The following is a 24758-nucleotide window of genomic DNA, read 5'->3' as shown; positions in this document are numbered from 1 at the left end:
GTGCCCTGGTGGGCCGTCTGATGGCGGGGCTGCCGTCCGGCGCGTCGTTCTTCGGACGCGTACGGGGGCGTGGGCCGCAAGCCGTAAGCGCTCACCTGGCCCGGGTCACGGCCACCGCCGCCTTGAGGTCCGCCCAGAACCCCGGTTGGGCGCTGATGCGGTAGCCCAGCCGGTAGACGGTCGTCCTGGCGGGGCCGCGGACCCGGAGCCGCACCTCGCTGGGGCCCGGGTGGGCCTGGAGGATTTCCTTCAGCTGCTGGACGGACCGCGGTGTGACGTGCGCCGCGAGCATGTCGAGGCACAGCGGGGCATCGGCGGCGCTCAGGTCGGGCACGGCCAGCTCCATGGCCACCAGCCGGGGCACGTCCTCGCGCTTGTCGAGCCGTCCCTTGACGAGGACGATCGCGTCCTCCACGAGCTGGGTGGACACCAGCTGGTACGTGGCGGGGAAGAACATGCAGTCCAGCGAGCCCGCGAGGTCTTCCACGGTGGCGATGGCCCAGGCGTTGCCCTGTTTGGTCATCTTGCGCTGGAGGCCGGAGATGATGCCGCCGATGGTGACGATCGCGCCGTCGGCGTGTTCACCTCCGGTCAGCTGGGCGATGGCGGCGTCCGCCTTGTCGCTCAGCAGGTGCTCGACGCCGAAGAGGGGGTGGTCGGAGACGTACAGCCCGAGCATCTCCCGCTCCTGGGCGAGCAGATACGCCTTCTCCCACTCGTCGTCGGGGAACTCCACGTCGAGCCCGAGGCCCGGCGCGTCACCGTCGCCGCCCTCGCCGCCCTCGCCGCTCATGCCGCCGAAGAGGTCGAACTGCCCCTCGGCCTCCTTCCGCTTGACCGCCACCACGGTGTCGACCATCGGCTCGTACCGGGCGGCGAGCCCCTTGCGCGTATGCCCCAGCGCGTCGAACCCGCCCGCCTTGATGAGCGATTCGATGGTCCGCTTGTTGCACGCGACCGCGTCGACCTTGTCCAGGAAGTCGGGGAACGAGGCGTACCGCCCGGCGGCCCGGCGGCGGCGGACGATGGAGTCGACCACGTTCTGCCCGACGTTGCGCACGGCGGTCAGGCCGAAGACGATCGTGTCGTCCCCGCGGGGCGTGAAGTCGGCGTCGGACTCGTTGACGTCCGGGGGCAGCACCTTGATGCCCATCTTGCGGCACTCGTTGAGGTAGACCGCCGACTTGTCCTTGTCGTCGCGCACCGAGGTCAGCAGCGCGGCCATGTACTCGGCGGGGTAGTTGGCCTTGAGGTACGCGGTCCAGTACGAGACGAGCGCGTACGCGGCCGCGTGCGCCTTGTTGTACGCGTAGCCCGCGAACGGCACCAGCACGTCCCAGACCGCCTGGACGGCGTCGTCCGGGTAGCCGCGCGCCCGGCAGCCGTCCCGGAACGGGATGAACTCCTTGTCCAGCACCTCCTGCTTCTTCTTGCCCATCGCCCGGCGCAGCAGGTCGGCCTGGCCGAGCGAGTACCCGGCGAGCACCTGGGCGGCCTTCTGCACCTGCTCCTGGTAGACGACCAGGCCGTAGGTGATGTCGAGGACCTCCTTCAGCGCGTCCTCGACCCCCGGGTGGATGGGGGTGATCTCCTGCTGGCCGTTCTTCCGCAGGGCGTAGTTGATGTGCGAGTTCATGCCCATCGGGCCCGGCCGGTACAGGGCGGTGACGGCCGTGATGTCCTCGAAGTGGCTGGGCTTCATCAGGCGCAGCAGCGAGCGCATCGCGCTGCCGTCGAACTGGAAGACGCCGAGGGTGTCGCCGCGGCCGAGGAGTTCGAAGGTCGTGGGGTCGTCCAGCGGCAGGTCGAGCAGCGTCAGATCGATGCCCTTGTTGGCGCGCACCATCTTCACGGCGTCGTCCATGATGGTCAGGTTGCGCAGGCCGAGGAAGTCCATCTTCAGCAGGCCCAGCGACTCGCACGTCGGGTAGTCCCACTGCGTGATCGTGACCCCGTCGGTGTGCCGCACCCACACCGGGACGTGGTCCACGACCGGCTTGCTGGACATGATCACGCCCGCGGCGTGCACGCCCATCTGCCGCACCAGGCCCTCGACGCCCCGCGCGGTGTCGATGACCTTCTTCACGTCCGGATCGCCCTCGTACATCGCCCGGACCTCGCCCGCCTCGCTGTACCGCGGGTGCGCCGGGTCGGTGATCCCGGACAGCGGTATGCCCTTGCCGCCGACGTCGGCGGGCATGGCCTTGGTGATGCGGTCGCCCATGGCGTACGGGTAGCCCAGCACCCGGGCCGAGTCCTTGATCGCGTTCTTGGCCTTGATGGTGCCGTACGTGCCGATCATGGCGACCTTGTCGGCGCCGTACTTCTCCGTCACGTACCGGATCACCTCGGCGCGCCGGCGCTCGTCGAAGTCGATGTCGACGTCCGGCATGGAGACGCGCTCGGGGTTGAGGAACCGCTCGAAGATCAGCCCGTGCTCGACCGGGTCGAGGTCGGTGATGCCCATCGCGTACGAGACGATCGACCCCGCCGCGGAGCCGCGCCCCGGGCCGACCGCGATGCCGTTGTTCTTGGCCCACATGATGAAGTCGGCGACCACGAGGAAGTAGCCCGGGAACCCCATCTGGATGATGACGCCCATCTCGTACGCGGCGAGCTTCTCCCGGTCCTCGGGAACGCCGCCGGGGAAGCGGCGGGCCATCCCCCTGCGGACCTCCTCACGGAACCACGTCACCTCGGTGTACCCCTCGGGCACGTCGAAGCGCGGCATCAGGTCGCGCTTGGCGAACCAGCCGGTGACATCGACCTGTTCGGCCACCAGGAGCGTGTTGCGGCAGCCCTCCTGCCACGCGTCGGAGGAGTCGATCGCGTACATCTCGTCCGCCGACTTCAGGTAGTAGCCCGTGCCGTCGAAGCGGAAGCGGTCCGCGACGGCCAGGCTCTTCCCCGTCTGGATGCACAGCAGCGCGTCGTGCGCCTGCGATTCGTGCGCGTACGTGTAGTGCGAGTCGTTCGTCACCAGCGGCGGGATGCCCAGCTTCCGCCCGATCTCCAGCAGCCCGTCCCGGACCCGGCGCTCGATCTCGATGCCGTGGTCCATCAGCTCCAGGAAGTACCGGTCACGGCCGAAGATGTCCTGGTACTCGGAGGCCGCCTTCAGCGCCTCGTCGAACTGCCCCAGCCGCAGCCGCGTCTGCACCTCACCCGACGGACACCCGGTCGACGCGATCAGCCCCGCGGCGTGCTCGGCGATGACCTCCTTGTCCATCCGCGGCCACTTCTGGAGCCAGCCGTGCGCGTACGCGTCCGACGACAGCCGGAACAGGTTGTGCAGCCCGGTCCTGTCCGCCGCCCAGATCGTCTTGTGCGTATAGCCGCCGGAGCCGGACACGTCGTCCCGCTTCTGGTGCGGCTGCCCCCACTGCACCTTGCGCTTGCTGCGCCGCGACTCCGGCGCCACGTAGGCCTCGATGCCGATGATCGGGGTGATCCCGGCGCCGGTGGCCTGCTGGAAGAAGTCGTACGCGCCGTGCAGATTGCCGTGGTCGGTCATGGCGATGTGCGACATGCCCATCTCCTGGCAGGCCGCGAACATGTCCTTCAGCCGCGCCGCACCGTCCAGGAGTGAGTACTGCGTATGGACGTGCAGATGCGTGAAGGGCCGGGTGGCTGCTGACTGTGGCACCGCTGACCCCCGCGTCAGGCGTCGGACTCGCCGAACTCACCGGACTCGAGGTCCTGGGCGATCCGCCGCAGTCCCGCGGCCACCTCCCGCGCCGACGGGGCGTGTTCGGGATCGATCAGCCACTGCTGGGTCAGCCCGGCGACCAGCGCCATGTGCACCGACCCGACCGCGCGGGCCAGTTCGCGGTCCTCCGCGCTGTCGGTCCCGTCGATGCCGTGCAGATCCGCCGCCATTTCCGTACGGGACCGCTCGAACGCCTCCGCGATCTGCTGACGGATCTCCGGGAACCGCTCGGCCTGCGCGAGCGCCTCGGCGCTGGCCACCAGCAGCGGCCGGTCCGTGGCCTCGGATTCGACGACCCGCGCCCACATCGACTCGACCCGCCGCCCCGTCGCCGACTGGGCGCGGACCTTGTCGCCCCACTCCTGGAGCATCTCCAGCAGCGCGGCGTTGAGCAGCGCTTCCTTCGAGTCGTAGTGGTAGTTGATCGTGCCGAGCGGTGCGTTGGCGGCGGCGGCGATGTCGCGTGAGGTGGTGCGGGCGTATCCCCGCTCCTCCAGGCACTGCTTCGCCCCGGCCATGAGCTGTTCGCGGTGTCGCATGCGGGGCAGCGTACCTCACTTCTGAACGTACGTTCAGAACGATCGTTCAGGACGTCCGTTCAGAACGCCGTTGAGGACCGGGCGCCGGCCGACGGTCTTCGTCGCAGCCGGCCGTCCACGCCCCATCGCGGAATCCCAAGATTCCCGACAGAGTCGCTCATTCAATTCCTCCCACCGTTCACTTTCGTGACTGAGTCTTAAGCCCCCCGGCCAAACCCCTTACCCACGGGAGCGTCATGACCGCGATCAATCGTCGAAGCGTGTTGCTCGGTACCGCCGGTGTCGCTGCCGCGGGGCTGGCTCTCACCGGCCCCGCTGAGGCCACAGCGGACGACGGCAAGCGCGAGCCGCTCAACGCCGGCCCAGGCAAGAAGTGGGACCTCGACGGCAATGCCCAGCGCTTCCGTGGCAACACGGTCGTCTGTCCCGTGCCCCAGGACTCAGCTTTCTTCAACGCCGAGAAGCAGGCCCAAGAAATCATGAAGCGGTCGTCGTTGGCCGACCAGTACGCCTGCCTGCCGCACACCAGCATGCACATGACCGTCTTCGATGTGACCGCCCAGGACGCCCTCATCGACAAGCAGCTGCCGCCGTGGCTGGCGGACTGCCAGGACATGACAGAGGTTTCGCAGCGCGTTCTGGCGCGCTTGCAGGAGTCTCGTCTGACGCCGCTCGGCCCGATCAACATGAAGGTCAAGGGCTTTCGCCCGTTCGACGCGAACTTCACCATGGACCTCACCCCGGCTGACGACACCACGTTCACCACCCTGTGGACGACTCGTCGGGAGCTGCGGGACCTGCTCGACATCCGTGCCGCGAACTTCGACACCTACCAGTTCCACTCGACACTCGGTTACCGCTTGGTCAAGCCACTGCCGTCGGACGTGCCTCCGATGGAGAAAATCGCCGCGGAAATGGCCAAGCTCTTTACCGGCGCGGCCGCGACCGTGACCTTGGAGCCCGCGGCCTTCAACCTGTTCGACGACATGCTGGCGTTCCCGCAGTTGTGGCTCCTGCCGCGTGCCTGACACGTGCCGCACACCAGCAAGTGAGCTGCTCCAGGGCAGCAGCGATAGCGAAGCGTGAACGGGGTACGGTGTCCCATGCCTGCCACCCTCAGTTCCGCGAGAACCCGCGCCGCACTCCGCTCATCAGCGCGCATTTCCGTCGATTTGCTCCTGGTCCTCGGGATGACCGCGGTGGCCCTGTGGCTTCTGGGGCAGATGTGGTCGATCGTCTGGCCGCTCATCGTCGGCTTGCTGCTCACCACGCTGACCTGGCCCCTGACGCGTTTCCTCCGCGGGCACGGGTGGCCTCCCGCCGTGGCCGCATCGGCCGTGACCGTGCTGTTCCTCCTGGTCGCCACGGGCGTCGTGGCACTGATCGCGGTCCCGGTGGCATCCCAGTCCGGCGAGCTGGTCGACGGCGTGACCCAAGGCGTGCACAAGGTGCGCGAGTGGGCCGCCGGGCCACCGCTGAACATCGACGACGCTCAGATCGCGGAGGCATCGGACAGCGCGGCCGCCCGCCTGCAAAAGGGTGCCAGCAGCATGGTCAGCACCGTCGTCACGGGAGTGAACGCCGTGGTCGGTGGTCTGGTCACCGCCGTCCTGGCCCTCTTCCTGATGTTCTTCTTCCTCAAGGACGGCCCGCGGTTCCTGCCCTGGCTCGCCCGCCAACTGCCCGGTCGGCTCGCCACCGATGTCCCCACCGTGGCCGCGCGCAGTTGGGACACGCTCGGCGCGTTCGTGCGGTCCCAGGCATTGGTGGGCCTGCTCGACGCCGTCTTCATCGGCCTCGGCCTGTTGGTTCTGGGCGTGCCGCTGGTGCTGCCGCTGGCGGTGCTGACCTTCGTGTCCGCGTTCGTGCCGATCGTAGGCGCCCTGTTCGCCGGATTCGTCGCGGTGCTCATCGCGCTGGTGGCCAACGGCCCGACGGACGCGCTGATCACGCTGGCGATCATCGTTGTGGTGCAGCAGCTTGAGGGCAACGTGTTCCAGCCCATGATCCAAAGCCGCGGGCTCGGCCTGCACGCTGCGGTGATCCTGTTGGCGGTGACGCTGGGCGCCAGCCTGGCCGGTGTCGTGGGCAGCCTGCTCGCCGTACCGGTTGCCGCGCTGATCGCGGTGATCTGGAACTACCTGCGCGAGCAGCTCAGCGACCCGCCACAGGAGCCGGAAACCGACGAGCGGCACACCGGCGCCGCCGCCCCGATGTGAGAACGCACCCCGGTTACACCGCGGCCGCCGCCCTGACCCTCACCGCATGCAACGGCCCTGGGGCGGGCTCGTCGAACAGCGGGGCGCCACCCACCCGGCCACCTTCGTCAACCCGATCGGCTGAGCCGAGAAAGTCCGCTGCCCCGGTGTGTCACACCGGGGCAGCGGACGTGGTGCTCTCCTCACGCGCCTCACGAGCGCGCTGCGATCCGGCCTCTCAGCCCCGCAGCCCCACGGGCGCCGCTCCCACGAGCCCTCCATCGACGACGAGGTCCTGTCCGGTGATGTACGCGGCGTCGCCCGAGGCCAGGAACGCGACGGCGGCCGCGACGTCATCCGGGCGGCCGAGCGAACCGAGCGGCACCTCCGCCGTGATCCCGGCCTCCGCGCCGGGGTCGGTGATGGTCCTCCGGTACATCTCGGTGTCGATGTAGCCGGGGCTCACGGAATTGACGCGGATGCCGCGCCGCGCGAGGTCGGTGCCGAGCGTCTGGACCAGGTTGTGCACGGCGGCCTTGCTGGCGGCGTAGACGGAGGACACGGGGAGGCCGCGGTGCAGGGTCCAGGAAGCGTTGATGACGACGGCACCGCCGTCCCTCAACAGCCCCAGCGCCTTGGTGATCGTGAAGAACACGCCCTTGAAGTTGATGTCGACGGTGTGGTCGAAGTCCGCCTCGGTGATCTCGGCGCCCGGCTTGAAGACCGCGACCCCCGCGTTGGCGAAGATCGCGTCGAGGCCGCCGCGCCACGTCTCGATCCGCCGCATGAGCAGGTCGAGGTCGGCCTGGACGGCGGCGTCCGCGCGGACGGCGAGTACCCGCTCCGAACCGGCGTCCAGGCGGGCGACGGCCGCGTCGAGGCGGGCCTTGTCGCGGCCGGTGATGACGACATGGGCACCCTCGTCGAGGAGCCTGCGCGCGGCCGAGAACCCGATGCCGCTGGTGCCGCCGGTGATCAGAACCGTCTTGTTCATGAATCGCTGCATGCCGGTCATCCTCGGGCGGCGGGAACGGGCCCGGCAGAGTCGGCTGAACCTGGGTCCGACACCACCACCCTCGGGGCTTCGGGCCCTCGGGGCTCAGGCCATCGAGGGTGTCGGCGTCTCCAGCAGCGCCGCCAGCAGCGCGTCCGTTCCCGTCCCGGGCGCGGGGGTGTGCAGCAACAGACGGTGGCCGGGCGATTCGGGCAGGGGCAACGCCGTGTACTCGAAGGTCAGCGTCCCCGCCCCCGGGACCTCCAGCGCCTTGGTGCCGTGGGAGGAGCTGCCCACGGGAAGTTCCGCCCAGATCTCCGCGAAGTCCGGGCTGGCGGCGCACATGTCGGAGGCCAGACGGCCGAACTCCGGGTCGTCCGGGTAGCGGGCGGCGTCCGCCCGGAACTGGCCGACGATCTCTCGCGCCGCGTCCCGCCAGTGCTTGACCGCGGTGCGGTAGCGGGCGTTGGTGAAGAAGCTGACCAGGCAATTGTGGTCGTTCTCGGTGCACTGGAACACCAGCAGCGCGGCGCGGTTGACCGCCACGATGTTCCAGTGCCGGTCGATGACGTATGCGGGCCGCGGCAACCAGTCCTCGATCAACCGCCGCAGCTGGTCCGGGACATGACGCGCGGCCGGTTCCGAGCGCGGCGGATTGAGCCCCGCGAGGAGATGCAGATGCTCGCGCTCGGCCGGGGCGAGCCGCAGCACGCGCGCGATGGCGTCCAGGACGTCGGCGGACACATTGATGTCGCGCCCCTGCTCGAGCCACGTGTACCAGGACACCCCCACCCCGGCGAGCACGGCCACTTCCTCCCGCCGCAGCCCCGGCGTACGGCGCCCCCCGCCGGCGGGCATGCCCACGTCCGCAGGCGTCACCCGGGCCCGCCGCGACCGCAGGAACGCGCGCATCTCGGAACTGCGCCGCTGCCGCGCGTCGGCGGGAAGCCTGGAGATGTCCACCGGGTCATGCTAGGCGCCGGTCGTCGCGCCGGCTGCTACGGCGTCCGGTAACGCATCAGCACGACGCCGGAGGGGGGCTCAGCCGATGGTGGCCGACCACTGGCCTCGGGACAGGTGACACACACCGTCGGGCGTGATCGTGACCCGGCCCCGTACAGCGGCAGTCCGCCCTCGGCGTTCAGCCGGTTCCGGATGCGCTCCAGGACGTCCCACAGACGGCGTGGCCCGCTCTGGCGCACGGTGGGCGGATCCAGCCAGGTGGCGGTCGCGCGCGCCCACGAGCCGTCCCGTTCAACCCGTCCGACCGCGCAGCCGTCTTCCGTCTTCCACGCCGTGATGACCAGTGTCGTACCGGCGATTGTGGTGACGAGCCGCCCGCCGGGCGTGCGGAGAGGCGCGTGGGATTACTGCGTGAAGAAGGACGGCGGGTGGGTGGGGTCCGTCGCGCAGAGGAAGAGGCCCGCGTGGCTGCCGCGTCCGACCGCCATGCCGGTCGGCTCGCGCGCCGCGTTGAACGCCGGGGTGCCCGGTTCGAGGTGCCGTTCCTCCAGCGGCCAGAACCGGTCCGGCTCGCGGCCGGGCGTGAACTCGTACGTATCGAACTGCACGAACAGCGAGAGCGGGCTCCCGCAGTCCCCGCACGGCAGCGACGACGGCATGTCCGTCGTCGCCCAGCCCATGCTGCCGCCGAGCTTGCAGCCGGGGATCGTCGACACGTCGTCGTACGCGTCGTCGTCCAGCCGCTCCCTGAGATCGTCCGGCAGCTCCTCCGGCCACGGGTACTCGACCACCCGCTCCGGATGCAGCACGCACGGGCGCGGCACCATGTCGCTGTCGTACTCCCAGTGTTCCGCGGGATCGGGCTGTTCGGCCAGCACCTCGCCGACGTCCGCGGCCCGCCGCCAGAACACCCGGCACGCCTGCCCCCACCCCTCCGGGTGCGGCTGGTCGTGCCAGTCGGGACACCAGAGGACCTGGGCGAGGTCCGTCCCGGCGGGAAAGGCGATCTCGGGAAAGTCGGCGGCGGTGAGCTGGGCCACGGCGACGAGCGGATACGGGCCGAGCGGCCTGCCGTTGACGTCCTGGTGCTCATCGCAATACGGCCACGGCTCGGCGCCCGGCCACAACAGAGGCCCGCCGATGTGGCTGTCCCGCACACCGGGCTCACCCCGCCGGGGATGCAGCCGGACCGTGGTCCGGGCGTACGGGGCGATCTCGGGAAGGCTCTGTGCGAGGTCGACGGAGGGCGCGCCGGTGGTGAGGGCCATCGGGGCAGTGTCCCAGCCGCCGGGCGCGCGGGCCGTCCTCGGGGACGGCCCGCCGGGTGTGGCCTCAGGCGGCGGCGTGGGAGGCGTAGCTGACGAAGGCGGTCCAGGCGGCGGGGGTCGCCGTGAGCTGGGGCCCGTCGGGGTTCTTGGAGTCGCGGATGTGGATGGTGCCGGGGGTGGCGGCGACCTCAACGCAGTCGGGGCCGTCGGCAGTGCTGTGCGTGCTCTTGGTCCAGCCGACCTCGACGCAGGCCGGGCCGTCGTCGGTGCTGTAGCTGCTCTTCATCCATGCGACCTCGACGCAGTCGGGGCCGTCGGGCGTGCTGTAGCTGCTTTTTATCCACTCGCAGGGCTTGAGGGTCATGTCTCTCCCAGCACTTTTTCGATAAAGGCAAGTGACTCCCGTGGCGTGAGAGCCTGCGCCCGGATGATCCCATAGCGGGTGTCGAGGATCTGCGCCTCTTTGGGGTTGGCGATCACGCGGCTGAACAGCTGAACTTCGACGTATCCGACCGTGGTGCCGTCCTTGAGCTTCAGCAGCCGGAACGAACCGTCGAGACCGGGGTTTTCCTGACACCTCAGAGGGAGAACCTGGAGGTCTACGTTCCGCAACTCGCCCAGTTTCAGCAGGTGTTCGAGCTGCCTCCGCATCACCATCTTGCCCCCAATGGGGCGGCGCAGGGTCGCCTCGCACTGCACAAAGTTGAAGACTGGGCGTGTCGCCGGGTCGAAGATCTCTTGGCGCGCCATACGAGCTGCCATCCGCCGATCCACCTCTTCCTCGGTGAACGTCGGGCGTCGGGTGGCGAACGACGCCAGCGCGTACTCCTCGGTCTGTAGCAGTCCATGGATGATCGAGTTGTTGTAGGCGCACAGCTCGACCGCCTCGTCCTCCAGCTTCTTCAGGTCCCGCACCTTCTTGGGGTATCTGGCCTCGGCGACGTCCTTCTTCATCTCGGCGATCTTGCCGCCTGCCCCCAGGACCTCATCCGCCTTGCCCAGGAACTCTGGCTTGGGGATCCGCCTCGCTCGCTCGACGGCCGAGACCTGCTCCTCCCCGTACCCGATCAGCGCCCCCAGCTCCGCCTGGGTCAGCCCCGCTGCTTCGCGCCACAGCTTGATCTGACGGCCGACCGTCCGCAGCACCGCACCACTGTCGTCTTCGTCCAGTCCCAGGTCCTCACTCATGTGTTGCCCCACCTCCGATGTGCCGTTTCATGCACCGTCACGGCGGACTGGCCGGACAGAACCCGACCAGCGCCGGACAGTCACTACACGTATTGGCGTCGCTACTTTTCAGCCTAAGCACGCACGGCCACTCTGAGTGACGTGAGCCAACAAATCACCCGAACCAGCACTTCCGCTTCGCACTACACCGTGCTGCTCTCCGCCACCCGCAAAGGCGCCCGTCTCGCCCGGCTGCTCGCGACCGAGCGCATCCGTGCCTGGGAGCTGCCGCATGAGAAGGCGGCGCTGATCGTCGCCGAGCTGGCCGCGAACGCCGCGCTGCACGGCCGCGTGCACGGGCGGAACTTCCGGCTGGCGCTCAGCGCGACCGCCGACACGCTCCGCATCGAGGTGAAGGATCCGCGTGCCGAGCGGCTGCCCTCCGTGCGTCCCAAAACCGACACCGGCGAACCGCGCGAATCGGGGCACGGGCTGCTGCTCGTCGAGGAGTTGGCGGACCGCTGGGGTGTCCGGTCCGAGCTGATCGGAAAGACGGTCTGGGCCGAACTCGACCTCCCCGCCTGAGCCCGTCCCACCGGAGGCCGGCAGGCTCAGCCGCTCCGCTCCGGCCTTCAGGCTGAGGAGAAAACCGGTTTCCCGCGTAGCGGAGCAGGAGGGGCCGGATCGCCACCGGGCGGGTCGGTGTCTGCCGAGGGAGGGCTCAGGGCGACCTCCAAGAGGTGAAATGTCTTGGAGCTGAGGTCCCCCGTCCGCGGCGGCTCGGGCGGTCACCCGTTCGAGTATGTCTGCCGGAACATGGCGTGAGTAACCAGTGATGACGCTACGTTGACGGCATGACGACACCAAGTGAAGCCGACAAGGCTGGACAGATCCGGTACACGTACCGGCTTCGTGTGTCGTCGACGGCGCGTGTGGCGCTGCGGGCTGAGTGGAACCGGTGCCGGTGGATCTGGAACGAATGCGTCGCCAAGTCCAAGGCCACCCACCTGCACAACAAGGCCACGGGCGAGAAGCGGACCTGCGGCCCGGCACAGCTGGACAAGATGCTGACGCAGGCGCGGGAGCGCACGCCGTGGCTGCGGGAGGGCTCCAGTGTTCCGCAGCAGCAGATGATCCGGGATTTCGGCAAGTCCCGTGCCAAGGCGCACAAGGACATCCGGGAATGCTTGCCTGGGCGGCAGCGGGCGGGTATGCCGAAGCGGAAGAAGAAGCGCGAAGCCTTGCCGACGCTGAACTACACCCGGCGCGGGTTCCGGCTGAAGGGCGGTCGTCTGCACTTGGCGGGTGGGGTCGTGCTGACGGTGGTGTGGTCGCGGGACCTGCCCGCCGAACCCTCCTCGGTGCGCGTGTACCAGGACAGCATCGGGCACTGGTACTGCTCGTTCGTGGTCCCCGCCCAGGTGCGGCCGCTGCCGGAGACCGGCCGGGTGCTCGGGGTCGACTGGGGTGTGAAGGAGACCGCCACCACCACCTCAGATGCCTACGATCTCCCGCACGCGCAGCACGGCCGCAAGGCCCAGGCCCGGCTGAGCCGGTACGACCGGATGATGGCCCGCCGCCGACCGAAGAAGGGGCAGGCCGCCTCCAAGGGGTACCGCGAGGCGAGGAAGGGGCGGGCGAAGATCTACGCGAAGATCGCCCGGCAGCGGCAGGACACCGGCCGCAAGTGGGCCAAGCGCGTCGTGACCGACCATGACGCCATCGCCGTTGAGGACTTCAAGCCGAGGTTCCTGGCCAAGTCCTCGATGGCGCGTAAGGCGGCGGACGCCGCGATCGGTGACGAAGAGGGCCCTGATCGAGATGGGCCGTAAGCACGGGCGGGACATCCGTCTGGTGCATCCCGCGCACACCACCATGGACTGCGCCTCGTGCGGAGCGAGAACCAAGCACGCACTGCCGCTGTCCGAGCGCACTTACACCTGCACCGCGTGCAAAGTCGTCTCTCCCAGAGACAAGAACTCCGCCCGCGTGATGCTCGTCCGGGCAGGTCTGAACCCGGCTGGTGCCGAGGGCGTAAGACCTCCGGGAGCGCTGCTCCCGGAGGCAGCCTGAGCCAGGAATCCCCACACAGCCCTGAAGGAAGGACTCCCCTCCCCTCAGAGAGGGGAGCAGTCAATCATGTGAGGGAACACCAGCGACGACATGCTGGCGTTCCCGCAGTTGTGGCTCCTGCCGCGGGCCTGATACCACGGTCCAAACGCGGCCCTCGACCGACGCGATCTCACATGTCTCAGGTGATCAGACCGGCACTGGTCAGCCAGGTGTGTTCGCAGGCTGCGGATGCCTCCCTCCTCACGCTCGCCGTGGTGGCGATAGGGCTGGGCGCCGCCGTCTGGCTCTGACCGCGCGGCGGAGTCGCATGGGGCGTATCGTCGTAAAAGGACTTTCGGAGGGGTGGATGCCACCCTGCGCCGGAGAAGGCCGCACCTCATCTGGTCAACCCCTGTTGCTATGCAGATGGTCACCACGTCACCAGAGAGGTCAGGGATTGCCATGGCTACGGTGAGCAGCGTCCGGTACGTTTCCCCCTTCTCCTGGGTCAGTCTCAATGCGAACGAGGCGCTGGAGGTCTTCGCCCGCGGATCCGATGGCACCCTTCAGCACAACTGGCAGACGGCTCCGAGCCGCAACGAATGGTCGGGGTGGAACTCGCTCGGCGGCAACCTGGAAGGCGACCCGGTCGTGGCCACGAACCTCGATGCCCGGCTGGAGGTTTTCGTCCGCGCCCAGGACGGCAAGGTCCAGCACGCCTGGCAAACCACGCCCCACGGCGTCGAATGGTCACGTTGGGAATCGCTCCCCGGCAACCCGTCCGCGGCAGGCAACCCGACCGTCGCCAGGAACTTCGATGGCCACCTGGAGGTTTTCGTCCGTGCCACGGACGGTTCCGTCCAGCACATCTGGCAAACCGCCCCGAACAACGGATGGAGAGATGATTGGAAAGCTCTCTTCGTCGACGACGTGATGGGCGACATGGCGGTCATCCAGGACGCCGATGGTCGGCTGGAGGCTTTCGTCCGCGGCTACGACGACGAGAATGGGGTGCTCACCGTTCTGCACGCTTATCAGCGTCCCCGCGTCGAAGGATGGGCCTTCGGTGAACTCGGCGGCACCCCGCAGGGCGACCCGACGGCCGTCTTGAACACCTCCGGCCAGCAGGAGGTCTTCATCCTCGGCCCGAGCGGCTCCATCGATCACATCTGGCAGACCAAGCCCGGCAATGGATGGGCCCCGGGGTGGAAATCGCTCGGCGGCGACAGCCCGGTGGGGACCCCTGCCGTCGGCGTGAACACCGATGGCAGACTGGACGTCTTCACCCGTCGAGAAGGCGGCGGCCTTGAGCACAAATGGCAGACCAATCCGGCCCCCGACGGCAGGTGGTCGCCCCATTGGGCATCGCTCTACGACGGCGCCCTGCTCGTGATCGGCGACCCCGTGGTCGCCTCGAACGCCGATGGTCGCCTGGAGGTCTTCGCCCTCTTCGGCGACGGCACCATCAGGTGCACCTGGCAGAACACCCCCGGTGACGACACGGACTGGTCGACTTGGCACTCGCTGGGCGTCCCCGGAGAGTAGTCCTCCGCGGCCCCAGGGGCTGGTCCCACCGCTCACGGAGCGGCGGGACCAGCCCCTGGATCTTCGCGGATCTACCTTTTAGTTCTTCTCGCACTTCTTGGTGTCTTTGCTGACACCCATGATCTCGTTGATGTGCGCGAACTTGTACGTGCCCTGGGTCATTCCCTCGAAGCTGACGCACTTGTACCAGGGCGTCGCCCCGTCGTTCCAGAACTTGAAGGCAACCTTGGTCTTGAAGCCGCCCAGGCAGTGGTTGTTGTAGTACACCTTGGTGCTCGCGTAGCCGGTCTTCCAGGAGAAGTTGATCCGCGAATTGTTCTCATTGCACTTGACGCTGCCCTTGCCCGCCTTCGGCGGGGGGCCCTGTACTGCCGCCGCGGTGGCGTCGGACGCCGTAGTGGGCGTCGCGAATGCCGGTGCGGACATCAGGCCGAGGGTGAGACCGGTGGCGGCGAGCATGCCTCCGGCCATGGTGAGAGTGCGCATTGGTTCCCCCGTGGGAAGTCGCGTTTCAGATTGGTCGCGATCACTAAATGCTCTCGGGCCGGTAGGCGTCAACCCCTAAGCCACAACGGGGCGTTGGGGTCATCATTGCTCACGGGGAGCTACGGCCGGTTCGGCTGTAGAGGACGCGGGCACGCGCCATATCGACAGGCCCGTCCCCTGTGAAATCCAGGAAGTATTTTGTCTGCCATGCCTGAGTTCTGCACGCCTGGCGATTGGCCGCGGTCACCCACGGCGGGTAGACGCGGAAACCGCGCTTCCCGCCGGAGCCGCCGCGGGACACGATGCCGCGCTCGCACAGAACGTCTCCAGGGAACACAAACTGCCCGAAGTGGCCGCTGTCGCGGCTGCTGATGACGAAAAGGTCAATTCCGTCCTCGGTATCGAAGGGCCGGATCGGGCCTTCGGTGGATCGCTGCCACACGGTCACGAACTGGCCGACCTTCGTCGGAGTGGTCTTGGCCACGCGAAACCGGACCGACAGCCCGTCGATCGTGAATTTGTGAGCCGCGTACTCGGCACTTTCCGGTTCCGGCACCGGCTGTGAGCAACGAAAGCCACTCGGGTCGTACAGCAGCGTCTTCGCCGCCAGCAAATCGTCGTGAAACTCCGCCCACGGCTCATTCGTCGCCATCCTCACATCCTGCCAGGGCCGTGTTCATCCGTGCCCACGGACATCCGTCCGCCATTATGGGGGAGAACATCCGATTTGCCTGGAGGTCTTGCATGCACCGTGATGGCTTTCCCGCCCCGGATTCCGGGCTCCTCCTCACCCACTTTCTGACGGTGGCCGACGTGGCCCGATCTCGCGCCTTCTACGCCGACGTCCTCGGTGGTGAGGTGGTGCTCGAGGAGAACCCCTGCACCATCAAGCTCGCCAACGGATGGATCATCATGAACCCGGGCGGCGGCCCCACCCCGGACAAGCCGGACGTCACCCTGCGCCCGCCCGCCGACCCGAGCACGGTCAGCAGCTTCCTCAACCTCCGCGTCGCCGACATCGAGGCGTGTCACCGGGAGTGGAGTGCGAAGGGCGCCGAATTCCTCACGCCGCCCATCGATCGCAAGGCCGAGGTGCGGTGCTATTTGCGCGACCCGGACGGCTATCTCATCGAAGTCGGCCAGGCCACCGGCATGATGCACGGCGTCTACGCCGACGCGCCCGCCGGTTCGAGCTAGCTCCTTGGCCGGGCAGACGGTTTCCGCCGTCCTTCGCCCCCGGCCGCACCTGCGCTCATTCGGAACTACCTCCCGTCGTGCTGCCGGTGCCAGGCGGCGACCGATGCCTTGTACCCATCGGGCATCCGCAAGCCGGGGACCTCGTCGGCGGTGAACAGTTCCTTGATCTCGCGGCTGACGCATTGCTCGCGAGGGCGGGCGCGGGTCAGTCCTTCGGAACGTAGCACTGCCCGCCCTATGGGCCGAGGGGCCCGTTGGCCGTTGGGGGTCACATGTAGAAGCGGACGGTCGTGCCCTCTGGGCCGGTGTGGACACGGACGAGATCGGCGAGGTTGTTGACCGTCAACAGACCCCGGCCTCCGGCCTTGTCGCGCTGGGGCGGGCGACGGCCTGCCAGCGGGTCTCGCAGCCATCCTCGGTCTCTCACCTCGCACACGATCTGCGTGCCGTCGTCCCAGACCGAGACGGTGCCCGAGCCACCACCGTGCTGCACGCTGTTGGTGGCCAACTCGGTGACGGCAAGCGAAAAGTCGTCCAATCGCTCACCTGTCAGACCGAGGCGCTTGGCCAACTCGACAGCGAGGTCCCGCGCGCCGGACAGGCGGTCGACGCCAAACGCGAAGACGACGGCCCATGGTGGTGGCACGAGGAGTTCATTGAAAGCAGAGACAGCGCCGTCGACGTCGTAGGCCGTACTGCGCTGCTCCCTGCCGTCGACGACGACAACGGGATGTGTGGTGTACGCGTCGGCAAGCCATCCGGCGTTGAGCCGTACGGCGTCGTAGGGGCACAGGATGATGACATTCCGACCGCGGAAGGCCCTGTTGATCAGTGCCTCGTGCTGGACACAGGCCGGATATTCGGCTGGTGTACGGGCGGGCCATATCGGCTCACCGATGATCCGTACGCGCTCGGTGGGATACGCGTCGGCGAACTCCCGCAGCACCTGGGGAATGATCCGCCCCGGGTTCCGCCCTGCCCGGCTCATGTCGGTGAACTGCACCTGTTCGGCGCTTGCGCCCAGCGCCGCGCGCAGTGGCCCGAGGTTACTCGCGGGAACAGCCACCGCCACCGGCTCGCCCGCAGCCAGACCCTCCTCGATGAACGGGACCGTCCCGGCCACATACTCCTGGACGCCTCGGTAGAACAAGGCCGGATGGGCGAAAGGCTCAGCGGCGCGCATAGGTCATCGCCTCGATCGCCACCAGGTCGGGCAAGAAGGCAGCCGATGTGCGCAGCAGCGTCGGCCCCTTCATGGCCAAGCGCCGCTTGCCACTTCCGCGGACAACATCTTTGAGTGCCTGCTCCCACGAGGCCCGGTGGTTTGGGTGACCTCGCCGGAGACGCTATCCCAGTCCGGTCGGTGACCTCGCCGGAGACGCTATCCCAGTCCGGTCCGTGAGCGGGCGGAACTTCAGCGCTCACTCTTTTTCTCGGCGGCCAGCCATGTGCCCGACCGGTCTGAGGCCACGTTCTGACCTCCACCGGCCCCGACGCCGGAAGCACACCTCCTTCACCGTAGCGCGGTAAGGGGGACCCACCAAGAGATGCCCTGTTGCTCGCTCTGTGTCAGCCCGCCCGCTCGCTCTCAGTGACCGTGCGCCGGCCGCCGACCGTCGGGCAGCCCTCGCGGTCGCCCGGCGGGCCGTGGAGCTGGGCGTCGCGCGGACGGGGCCCGGCGGCGAGTGGAAGCTGGACGGGCGGCCGGACGTGCTGCGGGATCAGGTGGAGCAGGCGTTGCGGCGGCTGCGGGTCGAGCGGATCGAGCTGCTTCAGCTGCACCGCATCGATCCGGAGACACCGCTCGCGGATCAGCTCGGCACGCTGCGGGACCTCCAGGCCGACGGCAAGGTCGGCCGTATCGGGCTGTCGGAGATCACGGTCGCCGAACTCGATCAGGCGCGGGAGATCATCGATGTGGTGAGCGTGCAGAACCGCTACAACGTGCTCGACCGCGAGCATGAGCCGGTGCTCGCGGCCTGTGCGGAGGCGGGGATCGCGTTCCTGCCGTGGCGGCCCGTCGCGGCGGGCGCGTGGGACGAGACGTCCGAGATCGCCGCCGTGGCGGCCGAGACCGGCGCGACGCCCACCCAGGTGTCCCTGGCCTGGCTCCTCGGCCACTCGCCGGTCATCCTCCCGATCCCGGGTACCGCCCGGATCGACTACTTGGAGGAGAACGTGGTGGCGGCGGACCTGCCCCTGACCCCGGCCCAGCGCGACCGGCTCGACCGGGCAGGGGGCGCGGCCGCGTAAACCGCTCACTGCGGGTGGCGCAGGCCCGCGATGAGGAGGTCGACCAGGCGGCGTGGGTCGTAGCGGGCATCGCTGTCCGCGCCGATGCAGAGGTTTCCGACGCCGCGCATCAGCTCGTACGCCTCCACCCCGGACCGGATCTCGCCGGACTCGGCCGCGGCGTCGAGCAGTTGGGTGCACACCGGCAGGAGACGGTCGATGAAATAGGCGTGCAGCGTGTCGAAGCCGGAGCTGTCGGACTGGAGCACCGCGGCGAGGCCGTGCTTGGTGACCAGGAAGTCGACGAAGAGGTTGATCCATTGCCCCAGCGCGGCGTGCGGGCTCGCGCTGGACGCCAGCAGGGCCGGTCCGGCCTCGGCGCACGCTTCGACCTGGTGCCGGTAGACGGCGATGATGAGGTCCGCCCGGGTGGGGAAGTGGCGGTAGATCGTGCCCATGCCGACGCCCGCCTCGGCCGCGATGTCGCGTACGGGCGCCTCCACGCCTGATCGGACGAAGACCGTGGCGGCCGCGTCGAGCAGCGTCTCCTTGTTGCGCCGGGCGTCCTTCCGCTTGGACGGGGCCGCGCGCCCCGCGCAGTCCTCGCCCTTGCCGCCGTCGTTCACCGTGCCGCTCCCTTTCACCGTCGCGCTTGCTAAAACGGAACAGTGTTCCGTATTGTCAAACGGAACGAGGTTCCGTTTGTTCATGATGTCAGCTCCACCCGTAATGGAGGAACACGGTCATGCTCTACCGCACCCTGGGCCGCACCGGCGTACAGGCCAGCACCCTCGCGCTCGGCGCGATGAACTTCGGCGCGATCGGGCGCACCACCCAGGAGGAGGCCACCGCCATCGTCGACGCCGCCCTCGAAGGCGGGATCAATGTCATCGACACCGCCGACATGTACAGCGGCGGCCAGTCGGAAGAGATGGTCGGCAAGGCCATCGCGGGCCGCCGCGACGACATCGTGCTGGCCACGAAGGCGGGCATGCCCATGGGGGACGAGCACAACCACCGGGGCAGTTCGCGCCGTTGGCTGGTCACCGCGCTGGACAACAGCCTGCGCCGCCTCGGCGTCGACCACGTGGACCTCTACCAGATCCACCGGTGGGATCCGAACACCAGCGACGAGGAGACGCTGTCGGCGCTGACGGACCTCCAGCGCGCGGGCAAGATCCGGTACTTCGGCTCCTCGACCTTCCCCGCCTACCGCCTCGTACAGGCCCAGTGGGCCGCCCGCGAGCACCACCTGAGCCGTTACGTCACCGAACAGCCCAGCTACTCGATCCTCCAGCGCGGCATCGAGACGCACGTCCTGCCCGTGACCGAGCAGTACGGCCTCGGCGTGCTGGTGTGGAGCCCGCTGGCCTCGGGCTGGCTGTCGGGCGCGGTCCGCGCGGGCCGGGACATCGCCACCAACCGCTCGGCGTTCATGCCGGAACGCTTCGACGTCACCCTCCCCGTCAACCGGGCCCGGCTCGACGCCGTCGAGCAGCTGGCCAAGGTCGCCGACGACGCCGGTCTGACGATGATCCAGCTCGCGCTCGGCTTCGTCACCGCGCACCCCGCCGTCACCAGCGCCCTCATCGGCCCCCGCACCCTGGACCACCTCCACGCGCAACTCGCCGCCGCCGACACCGTGCTCCCGGCCGACGTACTCGACGCGATCGACGCCATCGTCGCCCCCGGCACCGACCTCGCCCCGCACGAGAAGCACGACACCCCGCCCGCGCTGCTGGACCCGTCCCTGCGTCGCCGCTGACGGCAACTCGCGCGCCCGGGAATCCTGTTGATGTTCCTGGTGGCGACCGCTAGGTTCAGCCGGGTGACTGCCGGGTCGGCCCACGAGGGCCATGCACGAGTGAGGCGCCCGGCCTCGGCGTGAGGCCGGGGCGGGCCAGAGCCCCGCCCCTCCATCTCCGTGTTCTTCGTCCGCACCGCGACAACCGCGACCACCGCGACCACGACAACACCGGAGACATCTCCCATGCCCCACGCACACGACATCCACCTGAACCACACCGCCGTCTACGCCTCGGACCGGCACTGGTCGGCCGAGTTCCTCGCCACGGTCCTGGACCTGGAGGTCGGCGCCCCGTTCGGCCCGTTCCTTCCCGTCGACCTCGGCAACGGCGTCACGCTCGACTACTACGAGAAGCGGGACGAGCCGATCCAGCCGCAGCACTACGCGTTCCTCGTCCCCGAGGAGCGCTTCGACGCCATGATCGCCCGCCTGGAGTCGGCCGGGGTCACCTACTACGCGGACCCCGGCCACACCGACCCCGGCCGGATCAACACCCTCTTCGGGGGCCGCGGCGCCTACTTCGACGACCCGGACGGCCACAACATGGAGATCATGACCCGGCCCTACGTCCGGCCGTAGCCGCCTCAGGGCATCGACCGCAGCGGCGGTGCCTGGGTGGTGATGCCGGGCGGCTGGAGCAGCGGGCCGGGCTCGGGTCCGGGGTCGTCGGTGGAGGTGACGCCCGCGGCGATGGGGTCGAAGCCGGTGGGCCAGCGGGTGCGGTCGCTGGCCAGGGCGCCGGTCAGCCGGGCTTCGGTGAGGTCGGCCGCGCTCAGGTCGGTGCCGCGCAGGTCGGTCAGGCGCAGGTCGGCGCGGTGGAAGACCGCGTCGGCCGCGTCGGCCTTGCGCAGGTTGGCCTCGCGCAGGTCGGCCTCGGTGAAGTCGGTGTCGCACAGGTCGGTTTGGGGCAGCCGCGCGCCCCGGAGGTCGGCCAGCACGCAGCGGGCGCGGCGCAGGGTGGCCCTGTTGAGGTCGGCATGGCGCAGATTGACCGAGACCAGCGAGGTCTGGGTGAGGTTGGCCTCGTACAGCCCGGCCGCCTCCATGCAGGCGCGGTCGAGGTTGACCTCGGGCAGCCATAGCCCGTCGCAGTCGGCCCGGCGCAGATCGGTGGCGCTGAGGTTGACCCAGGACTGTTCCCGGTGCCGGCACAACACGCCGAGTGCGGTCAGCGCCACTTGTGCGTCGGCGGCGCGGGTCTCCAGCGGCGCGACGTCGTTGATGGACGCGTCCGCGGCGGGCGCGTCCGTTCCGGCGGTGGGCGGCCAGGGCAGATGCGTACGGAGAAAGGCCGCGAGGATCGAGATGACGGCCTCGCGGTCACGGGGCGAGTGTTCGGCGAGGCGCCACAAGGCGTGCAGCCCGCCGATACGGACGTCCAGCTTGTCGTCGCCGATCTGGTCGACGCCCCGGCTGAAGCGGTCGGTGACGTATCCCTCCTGAGCGGCGCGCAGGCTGTCCTGGCTGACACGCAGTTGCCGCCACGTGGCGTACGCGCCGAAGAGCACGACCAGGCCGCCGACTGCTTGGAGCAGCGTCGTACGGACAGCGTTCACCGCGCCGAGCCGGTCCTTCGGGGCGACGCCCGCCCCGGCCAGATCGTGGTCGACGATCATCCCGGGCAGGAGGACGAACATCGCCCCCAAGGCGACCAGCCCCGTCGCCACGCCCAGTCCCGCGAGCCACGCCCGTCGGCCGCCGTCCGGTCCCCCCATGCCCATGGACATCGGAGCGTAGGCGCCGCCCGAAAGACGATCAAGACCACAGGGCAAGGGCGCTACGGCGCCAGGATGTCCAGCTCGCGCAGGGCGCCCACAGTGATCTCCCGGGTGTAGCGCTCGGCGCGCTCCGCGTCCCTCGCGCGGACCGCTTCGGCGACCCGGACGTGGAGGGTGACCGCCTCCGGGTCCGGGTCGCTGAACATCACCCGGTGCTCGGTGCGGCCCGCCAGGACCTCGGCGACCACGTCGCCGAGCCGCGCGAACATCTCGTTGCCCGAGGCGCGCAGGATCGTCCGGTGGAAGGCGACGTCGTGGACGAGGTAGGCGGGGAGCTGCTGGCCGCGGGAGGTGGCGACCATGTTGAGCGCGTGCTCGGTCAGCTCGGCGCACTGGGCGGCGGTGGCGTGCTCGGCGGCCAGGGCGGCGGCGGCTGGTTCGATGGCCGAGCGCAGGGAGGTCAGGGAGCGCAGCTGGCGGGGGCGGTCGGGGCCCGCCAGCCGCCAGCGGATGACCTGTGCGTCGAAGACGTCCCACTCCTCCGGGGGGAGGACGGTCACGCCGACGCGGCGGCGGGAGCGGACCAGGTGCATGGACTCCAGGACCCGCACCGCCTCGCGGACCACGGTGCGTGAGACGTCGAAGCGCCGCTCCAGCTCGTCGGTGCGCAGCACCGTTCCCGGCGGGTAGTCGCCCGCCGTGATCGCGGGCCCGAGGGACGCCAGCAACCGAGCGTGCAGTCCCCGCCCCGTGATGGGCCCCTGGTTGTCCATGGAGTCAGACTACGTGGCAGCCGCTCTCGATTTAAGTATGACTTTTAAATCACGAACTCTTGAATACGTCGTATCAGTGGGGTTGAGTGTGCTGCCAGCGGTGCCGAGGTCGAGAACGACAGTCGAGGAAGACAGCACCGGAGCAGACAGCGAGGTTTTCCACATGCATGCCCCCCTGGTCGTCGTCATGGGAGTGTCCGGCACGGGCAAGACCACGATCGGCCCCCTGCTGGCGGACGCGCTCGGTGTGCCGTACGCCGAGGCCGACGACTTCCACCCGCCGGCCAACATCGCCAAGATGTCGGCCGGGACCCCGCTGGACGACGAGGACCGCAGGCCGTGGCTGGACGCCATCGGCGCCTGGGCCCATGAGCACGTCGGTCACGGTGGCGTGGTCAGCTGCTCCGCGCTCAAGCGGATCTACCGGGACCGGCTGCGCGCCGCAGAGCCCGGGGTCGTCTTCCTGCACCTGACCGGTGAGCGCGAGCTGATCGCCGACCGGATGAAGGAGCGCAAGGGCCACTTCTTCTCCGGGGGGATGCTCGACTCGCAGCTCGCCACCCTGGAGCCGCTCCAGCCGGACGAGCACGGCGTCGCCGTGGACATCGCGCCCGGCCCCGAGACCATCACCGAGCGGGCCGTCGCCGCACTGCGGCAGCGGCAGCCCGGACACCAGTAGCTTCACGTTAGGAACCCTCCGTGACCAGACTCAGCGTCGAGATGCTGGCAGCGGACACCGTCGACCCGATCACGTCGGCCGGTCACGCACAGCTGGGCATAGCCGTCCTCGTCGGCATAGCCGTTCTCGTCCTGCTCATCACCAAGACCAAGCTGCATGCGTTTCTGTCGCTGACGATCGGCTCGCTGGCGCTGGGCGCCGTCGCGGGGGCGCCGCTCGACAAGGTCATCACCAGCTTCTCGGGCGGGCTGGGCGACACGGTGGCGGGCGTCGGCGTGCTGATCGCCCTCGGCGCGATCCTCGGGCGGCTGCTGGCCGACTCCGGGGGCGCCGACCAGATCGTGGACACGATCCTCGCCAAGGCGAGCACCCGGACGATGCCCTGGGCGATGGTGCTCATCGCGGGGATCATCGGCCTGCCGCTCTTCTTCGAGGTCGGCATGGTGCTGATGATTCCGGTGGTGCTGCTGGTCGCCAAGCGCGGCAACCTCTCCCTGATGCGGATCGGCATACCGGCGCTCGCGGGTCTGTCCGTGATGCACGGCCTGGTACCGCCGCACCCCGGCCCGCTCGCCGCGATCGACGCGGTCCACGCCGACCTGGGCGTCACCCTGGCGCTCGGCGTCCTCATCGCGATACCGACCGCCGTCATCGCGGGCCCGGTCTTCTCGCGCGTCGCCGACCGCTGGGTCGACGTCACCCCGCCGGACCGGCTGATGCCGACGCGTCCCTCGGAGGACCTGGAGCGGCGGCCCGGATTCGCCGCGACCGTGTGCACCGTGCTGCTGCCGGTCGTGCTGATGCTCATCAAGGCGCTGGTCGACATCGCCGTGGACGACCCGGAGAACACCGTCCAGCGGATCGCCGACGTCATCGGCAACCCCCTCGTCGCGCTGCTGGCGGCGGTGATCGTGGGCATGGTCACCCTCGGCCGCGCGGCGGGCTTCACCCGGGACCGCATCGCCACCACCGTGGAGACCTCGCTCGCGCCGATCGCCGGAATCCTGCTGATCGTCGCGGCGGGCGGCGGCTTCAAGCAGACGCTCATCGACATCGGCGTCGGCAACATGATCATGGACATCTCGAAGGAGTGGAACGTTTCGGCGCTGCTGCTCGCCTGGCTGATCGCGGTCCTGATCCGGCTGGCGACCGGCTCGGCGACCGTGGCCACGATCTCCGCCGCCGGGCTGATGGCGCCGCTCACCGCGGACATGTCCACCACACACGTGGCGCTGCTGGTGCTGGCCATCGGTGCCGGGTCGCTCTTCTTCAGCCATGTCAACGACGCGGGATTCTGGCTGGTCAAGGAGTACTTCGGGATGAGCGTGGGGCAGACGGTGCGGACCTGGTCCGTGATGGAGACGGTCATCTCGGTCGTCGCGCTCGGCTTCGTCCTGCTGCTGTCACTGGTGATCTAGCACCGGGGATTCT

24 protein-coding genes and 2 pseudogenes are annotated in these 24758 nt (G+C 69.1%); 11 read left to right on the top strand and 15 right to left on the bottom strand.

Translation table 11 applies throughout. The features are described from left to right. Positions 1-91: 91 nt before the first annotated feature. Both dnaE and HYQ63_RS18675 read right to left on the bottom strand, forming a co-directional pair. The gene (gene dnaE, locus HYQ63_RS18680; protein ID WP_179934983.1) at positions 92-3646 is read right to left on the bottom strand and encodes a DNA polymerase III subunit alpha; all 3555 of its coding nucleotides are present in this window, start codon (positions 3644-3646) and stop codon (positions 92-94) included. Between the two features lie 14 nt (positions 3647-3660). Further along, entirely contained in the window at positions 3661-4248 is a 588-nt protein-coding gene (locus HYQ63_RS18675) for a TetR/AcrR family transcriptional regulator (protein WP_179934982.1), read from the bottom strand. A 236-nt stretch (positions 4249-4484) separates the two neighbouring features. Here HYQ63_RS18675 and HYQ63_RS18670 point away from each other — a divergent pair, with 236 nt between their 5' ends. Further along, positions 4485-5276: a DUF1868 domain-containing protein gene (locus HYQ63_RS18670; protein WP_179934981.1), complete on the top strand. Its 792-nt coding sequence runs from the start codon at positions 4485-4487 to the stop codon at positions 5274-5276. 75 nt (positions 5277-5351) lie between these two features. After that, entirely contained in the window at positions 5352-6467 is a 1116-nt protein-coding gene (locus tag HYQ63_RS18665) for an AI-2E family transporter (protein ID WP_179934980.1), read from the top strand. A 217-nt stretch (positions 6468-6684) separates the two neighbouring features. Here HYQ63_RS18665 and HYQ63_RS18660 read toward each other — a convergent pair whose 3' ends face one another. The 6 genes and pseudogenes from HYQ63_RS18660 to HYQ63_RS18640 form a co-directional block, all read right to left on the bottom strand. Continuing rightward, the gene (locus HYQ63_RS18660) at positions 6685-7452 is read right to left on the bottom strand and encodes an SDR family NAD(P)-dependent oxidoreductase (RefSeq protein ID WP_179934979.1); all 768 of its coding nucleotides are present in this window, start codon (positions 7450-7452) and stop codon (positions 6685-6687) included. Positions 7453-7545: 93 nt separating this feature from the next. Next, entirely contained in the window at positions 7546-8403 is an 858-nt protein-coding gene (locus HYQ63_RS18655; protein WP_257231933.1) for a helix-turn-helix transcriptional regulator, read from the bottom strand. Between the two features lie 78 nt (positions 8404-8481). Continuing rightward, positions 8482-8786: pseudogene (locus HYQ63_RS44770) on the bottom strand (methyltransferase type 11); the annotation flags it as partial. 21 nt (positions 8787-8807) lie between these two features. Continuing rightward, complete coding sequence (locus HYQ63_RS18650; RefSeq protein ID WP_179934978.1) at positions 8808-9671, bottom strand: DUF1963 domain-containing protein; 864 nt, start codon at positions 9669-9671, stop codon at positions 8808-8810. 64 nt (positions 9672-9735) lie between these two features. After that, positions 9736-9957 (bottom strand): DUF397 domain-containing protein, encoded by a 222-nt coding sequence (locus HYQ63_RS18645; protein ID WP_306664831.1) that lies wholly within the window; start codon positions 9955-9957, stop codon positions 9736-9738. Positions 9958-10031: 74 nt separating this feature from the next. After that, the gene (locus tag HYQ63_RS18640) at positions 10032-10859 is read right to left on the bottom strand and encodes a helix-turn-helix transcriptional regulator (RefSeq protein WP_179934976.1); all 828 of its coding nucleotides are present in this window, start codon (positions 10857-10859) and stop codon (positions 10032-10034) included. Between the two features lie 141 nt (positions 10860-11000). On the opposite strand from HYQ63_RS18640, the gene HYQ63_RS18635 reads away from it, so the two are divergent. The 3 genes and pseudogenes from HYQ63_RS18635 to HYQ63_RS18625 all read left to right on the top strand — a co-directional run bounded on the left by HYQ63_RS18635 (position 11001) and on the right by HYQ63_RS18625 (position 14435). Beyond that, complete coding sequence (locus HYQ63_RS18635; protein WP_179934975.1) at positions 11001-11423, top strand: ATP-binding protein; 423 nt, start codon at positions 11001-11003, stop codon at positions 11421-11423. A gap of 269 nt (positions 11424-11692) precedes the next feature. Next, positions 11693-12911 (top strand): annotated as a pseudogene (locus HYQ63_RS18630) (RNA-guided endonuclease InsQ/TnpB family protein). A gap of 342 nt (positions 12912-13253) precedes the next feature. Then, positions 13254-14435 (top strand): hypothetical protein, encoded by a 1182-nt coding sequence (locus HYQ63_RS18625; protein ID WP_179934974.1) that lies wholly within the window; start codon positions 13254-13256, stop codon positions 14433-14435. Positions 14436-14513: 78 nt separating this feature from the next. Here the strand turns inward: HYQ63_RS18625 and HYQ63_RS18620 are convergent, their stop codons facing one another. Together HYQ63_RS18620 and HYQ63_RS18615 are read right to left on the bottom strand one after the other, a co-directional pair. Then, positions 14514-14921, bottom strand: a complete 408-nt coding sequence (locus HYQ63_RS18620; RefSeq protein WP_179934973.1) for a hypothetical protein — start codon at positions 14919-14921, stop codon at positions 14514-14516. 109 nt (positions 14922-15030) lie between these two features. Next, on the bottom strand, positions 15031-15573 hold the full coding sequence (locus tag HYQ63_RS18615) for a MepB family protein (protein WP_179934972.1): 543 nt from the start codon (positions 15571-15573) through the stop codon (positions 15031-15033). A 92-nt stretch (positions 15574-15665) separates the two neighbouring features. On the opposite strand from HYQ63_RS18615, the gene HYQ63_RS18610 reads away from it, so the two are divergent. Further along, positions 15666-16118 carry a VOC family protein gene (locus HYQ63_RS18610; protein WP_179934971.1) on the top strand — a complete coding sequence of 151 codons (453 nt, stop codon included), beginning with the start codon at positions 15666-15668 and terminating at the stop codon, positions 16116-16118. 65 nt (positions 16119-16183) lie between these two features. On the opposite strand, the gene HYQ63_RS18605 is transcribed toward HYQ63_RS18610, so the two are convergent. Continuing rightward, entirely contained in the window at positions 16184-16345 is a 162-nt protein-coding gene (locus HYQ63_RS18605; protein ID WP_179934970.1) for a hypothetical protein, read from the bottom strand. 41 nt (positions 16346-16386) lie between these two features. Beyond that, positions 16387-17301 (bottom strand): sensor histidine kinase, encoded by a 915-nt coding sequence (locus HYQ63_RS18600; RefSeq protein WP_179934969.1) that lies wholly within the window; start codon positions 17299-17301, stop codon positions 16387-16389. A gap of 383 nt (positions 17302-17684) precedes the next feature. On the opposite strand from HYQ63_RS18600, the gene HYQ63_RS18595 reads away from it, so the two are divergent. After that, on the top strand, positions 17685-18371 hold the full coding sequence (locus HYQ63_RS18595; protein WP_179934968.1) for an aldo/keto reductase: 687 nt from the start codon (positions 17685-17687) through the stop codon (positions 18369-18371). Positions 18372-18376: 5 nt separating this feature from the next. Here the strand turns inward: HYQ63_RS18595 and HYQ63_RS18590 are convergent, their stop codons facing one another. Next, complete coding sequence (locus HYQ63_RS18590) at positions 18377-18976, bottom strand: TetR/AcrR family transcriptional regulator (protein ID WP_179934967.1); 600 nt, start codon at positions 18974-18976, stop codon at positions 18377-18379. Positions 18977-19095: 119 nt separating this feature from the next. Between HYQ63_RS18590 and HYQ63_RS18585 the strand changes: the two genes are divergently transcribed. After that, the gene (locus HYQ63_RS18585; protein WP_179934966.1) at positions 19096-20115 is read left to right on the top strand and encodes an aldo/keto reductase; all 1020 of its coding nucleotides are present in this window, start codon (positions 19096-19098) and stop codon (positions 20113-20115) included. 225 nt (positions 20116-20340) lie between these two features. Then, the gene (locus tag HYQ63_RS18580) at positions 20341-20736 is read left to right on the top strand and encodes a VOC family protein (protein ID WP_179934965.1); all 396 of its coding nucleotides are present in this window, start codon (positions 20341-20343) and stop codon (positions 20734-20736) included. 5 nt (positions 20737-20741) lie between these two features. Here the strand turns inward: HYQ63_RS18580 and HYQ63_RS18575 are convergent, their stop codons facing one another. Next, positions 20742-21878, bottom strand: coding sequence for a pentapeptide repeat-containing protein (locus tag HYQ63_RS18575; protein WP_179934964.1), 1137 nt, complete (start codon positions 21876-21878; stop codon positions 20742-20744). 56 nt (positions 21879-21934) lie between these two features. Then, a complete protein-coding gene (locus HYQ63_RS18570) occupies positions 21935-22648 on the bottom strand; it encodes a FadR/GntR family transcriptional regulator (RefSeq protein WP_179934963.1) in 714 nt (237 codons plus the stop codon). 163 nt (positions 22649-22811) lie between these two features. Here HYQ63_RS18570 and HYQ63_RS18565 point away from each other — a divergent pair, with 163 nt between their 5' ends. Further along, positions 22812-23327, top strand: a complete 516-nt coding sequence (locus HYQ63_RS18565; protein ID WP_179934962.1) for a gluconokinase — start codon at positions 22812-22814, stop codon at positions 23325-23327. A gap of 20 nt (positions 23328-23347) precedes the next feature. Continuing rightward, on the top strand, positions 23348-24745 hold the full coding sequence (locus tag HYQ63_RS18560) for a gluconate:H+ symporter (protein ID WP_179934961.1): 1398 nt from the start codon (positions 23348-23350) through the stop codon (positions 24743-24745). Positions 24746-24758: the final 13 nt, after the last annotated feature.

It is taken from the genome of Streptomyces sp. Rer75, assembly GCF_013414305.1.
GTDB classification, from domain to species: Bacteria; Actinomycetota; Actinomycetes; order Streptomycetales; family Streptomycetaceae; genus Streptomyces; species Streptomyces himastatinicus.
This window is presented reverse-complemented; position numbering and strand designations above follow the sequence as displayed.

Bases quoted from the DNA above. Each gene is read 5' to 3' on its own strand.
- HYQ63_RS18600 (WP_179934969.1), bottom strand. From the start codon at position 17,301: ATGCGCGCCGCTGAGCCTTTCGCCCATCCGGCCTTGTTCTACCGAGGC.
- HYQ63_RS18645 (WP_306664831.1), bottom strand. From the start codon at position 9,957: ATGAAGAGCAGCTACAGCACCGACGACGGCCCGGCCTGCGTCGAGGTC.
- HYQ63_RS18585 (WP_179934966.1), top strand. From the start codon at position 19,096: ATGCTCTACCGCACCCTGGGCCGCACCGGCGTACAGGCCAGCACCCTC.
- HYQ63_RS18570 (WP_179934963.1), bottom strand. From the start codon at position 22,648: ATGGACAACCAGGGGCCCATCACGGGGCGGGGACTGCACGCTCGGTTG.
- HYQ63_RS18615 (WP_179934972.1), bottom strand. From the start codon at position 15,573: ATGGCGACGAATGAGCCGTGGGCGGAGTTTCACGACGATTTGCTGGCG.
- HYQ63_RS18610 (WP_179934971.1), top strand. From the start codon at position 15,666: ATGCACCGTGATGGCTTTCCCGCCCCGGATTCCGGGCTCCTCCTCACC.
- HYQ63_RS18565 (WP_179934962.1), top strand. From the start codon at position 22,812: ATGCATGCCCCCCTGGTCGTCGTCATGGGAGTGTCCGGCACGGGCAAG.
- HYQ63_RS18620 (WP_179934973.1), bottom strand. From the start codon at position 14,921: ATGCGCACTCTCACCATGGCCGGAGGCATGCTCGCCGCCACCGGTCTC.
- HYQ63_RS18575 (WP_179934964.1), bottom strand. From the start codon at position 21,878: ATGGGCATGGGGGGACCGGACGGCGGCCGACGGGCGTGGCTCGCGGGA.
- HYQ63_RS18640 (WP_179934976.1), bottom strand. From the start codon at position 10,859: ATGAGTGAGGACCTGGGACTGGACGAAGACGACAGTGGTGCGGTGCTG.
- HYQ63_RS18580 (WP_179934965.1), top strand. From the start codon at position 20,341: ATGCCCCACGCACACGACATCCACCTGAACCACACCGCCGTCTACGCC.
- HYQ63_RS18665 (WP_179934980.1), top strand. From the start codon at position 5,352: ATGCCTGCCACCCTCAGTTCCGCGAGAACCCGCGCCGCACTCCGCTCA.
- HYQ63_RS18670 (WP_179934981.1), top strand. From the start codon at position 4,485: ATGACCGCGATCAATCGTCGAAGCGTGTTGCTCGGTACCGCCGGTGTC.
- HYQ63_RS18660 (WP_179934979.1), bottom strand. From the start codon at position 7,452: ATGCAGCGATTCATGAACAAGACGGTTCTGATCACCGGCGGCACCAGC.
- HYQ63_RS18675 (WP_179934982.1), bottom strand. From the start codon at position 4,248: ATGCGACACCGCGAACAGCTCATGGCCGGGGCGAAGCAGTGCCTGGAG.
- HYQ63_RS18650 (WP_179934978.1), bottom strand. From the start codon at position 9,671: ATGGCCCTCACCACCGGCGCGCCCTCCGTCGACCTCGCACAGAGCCTT.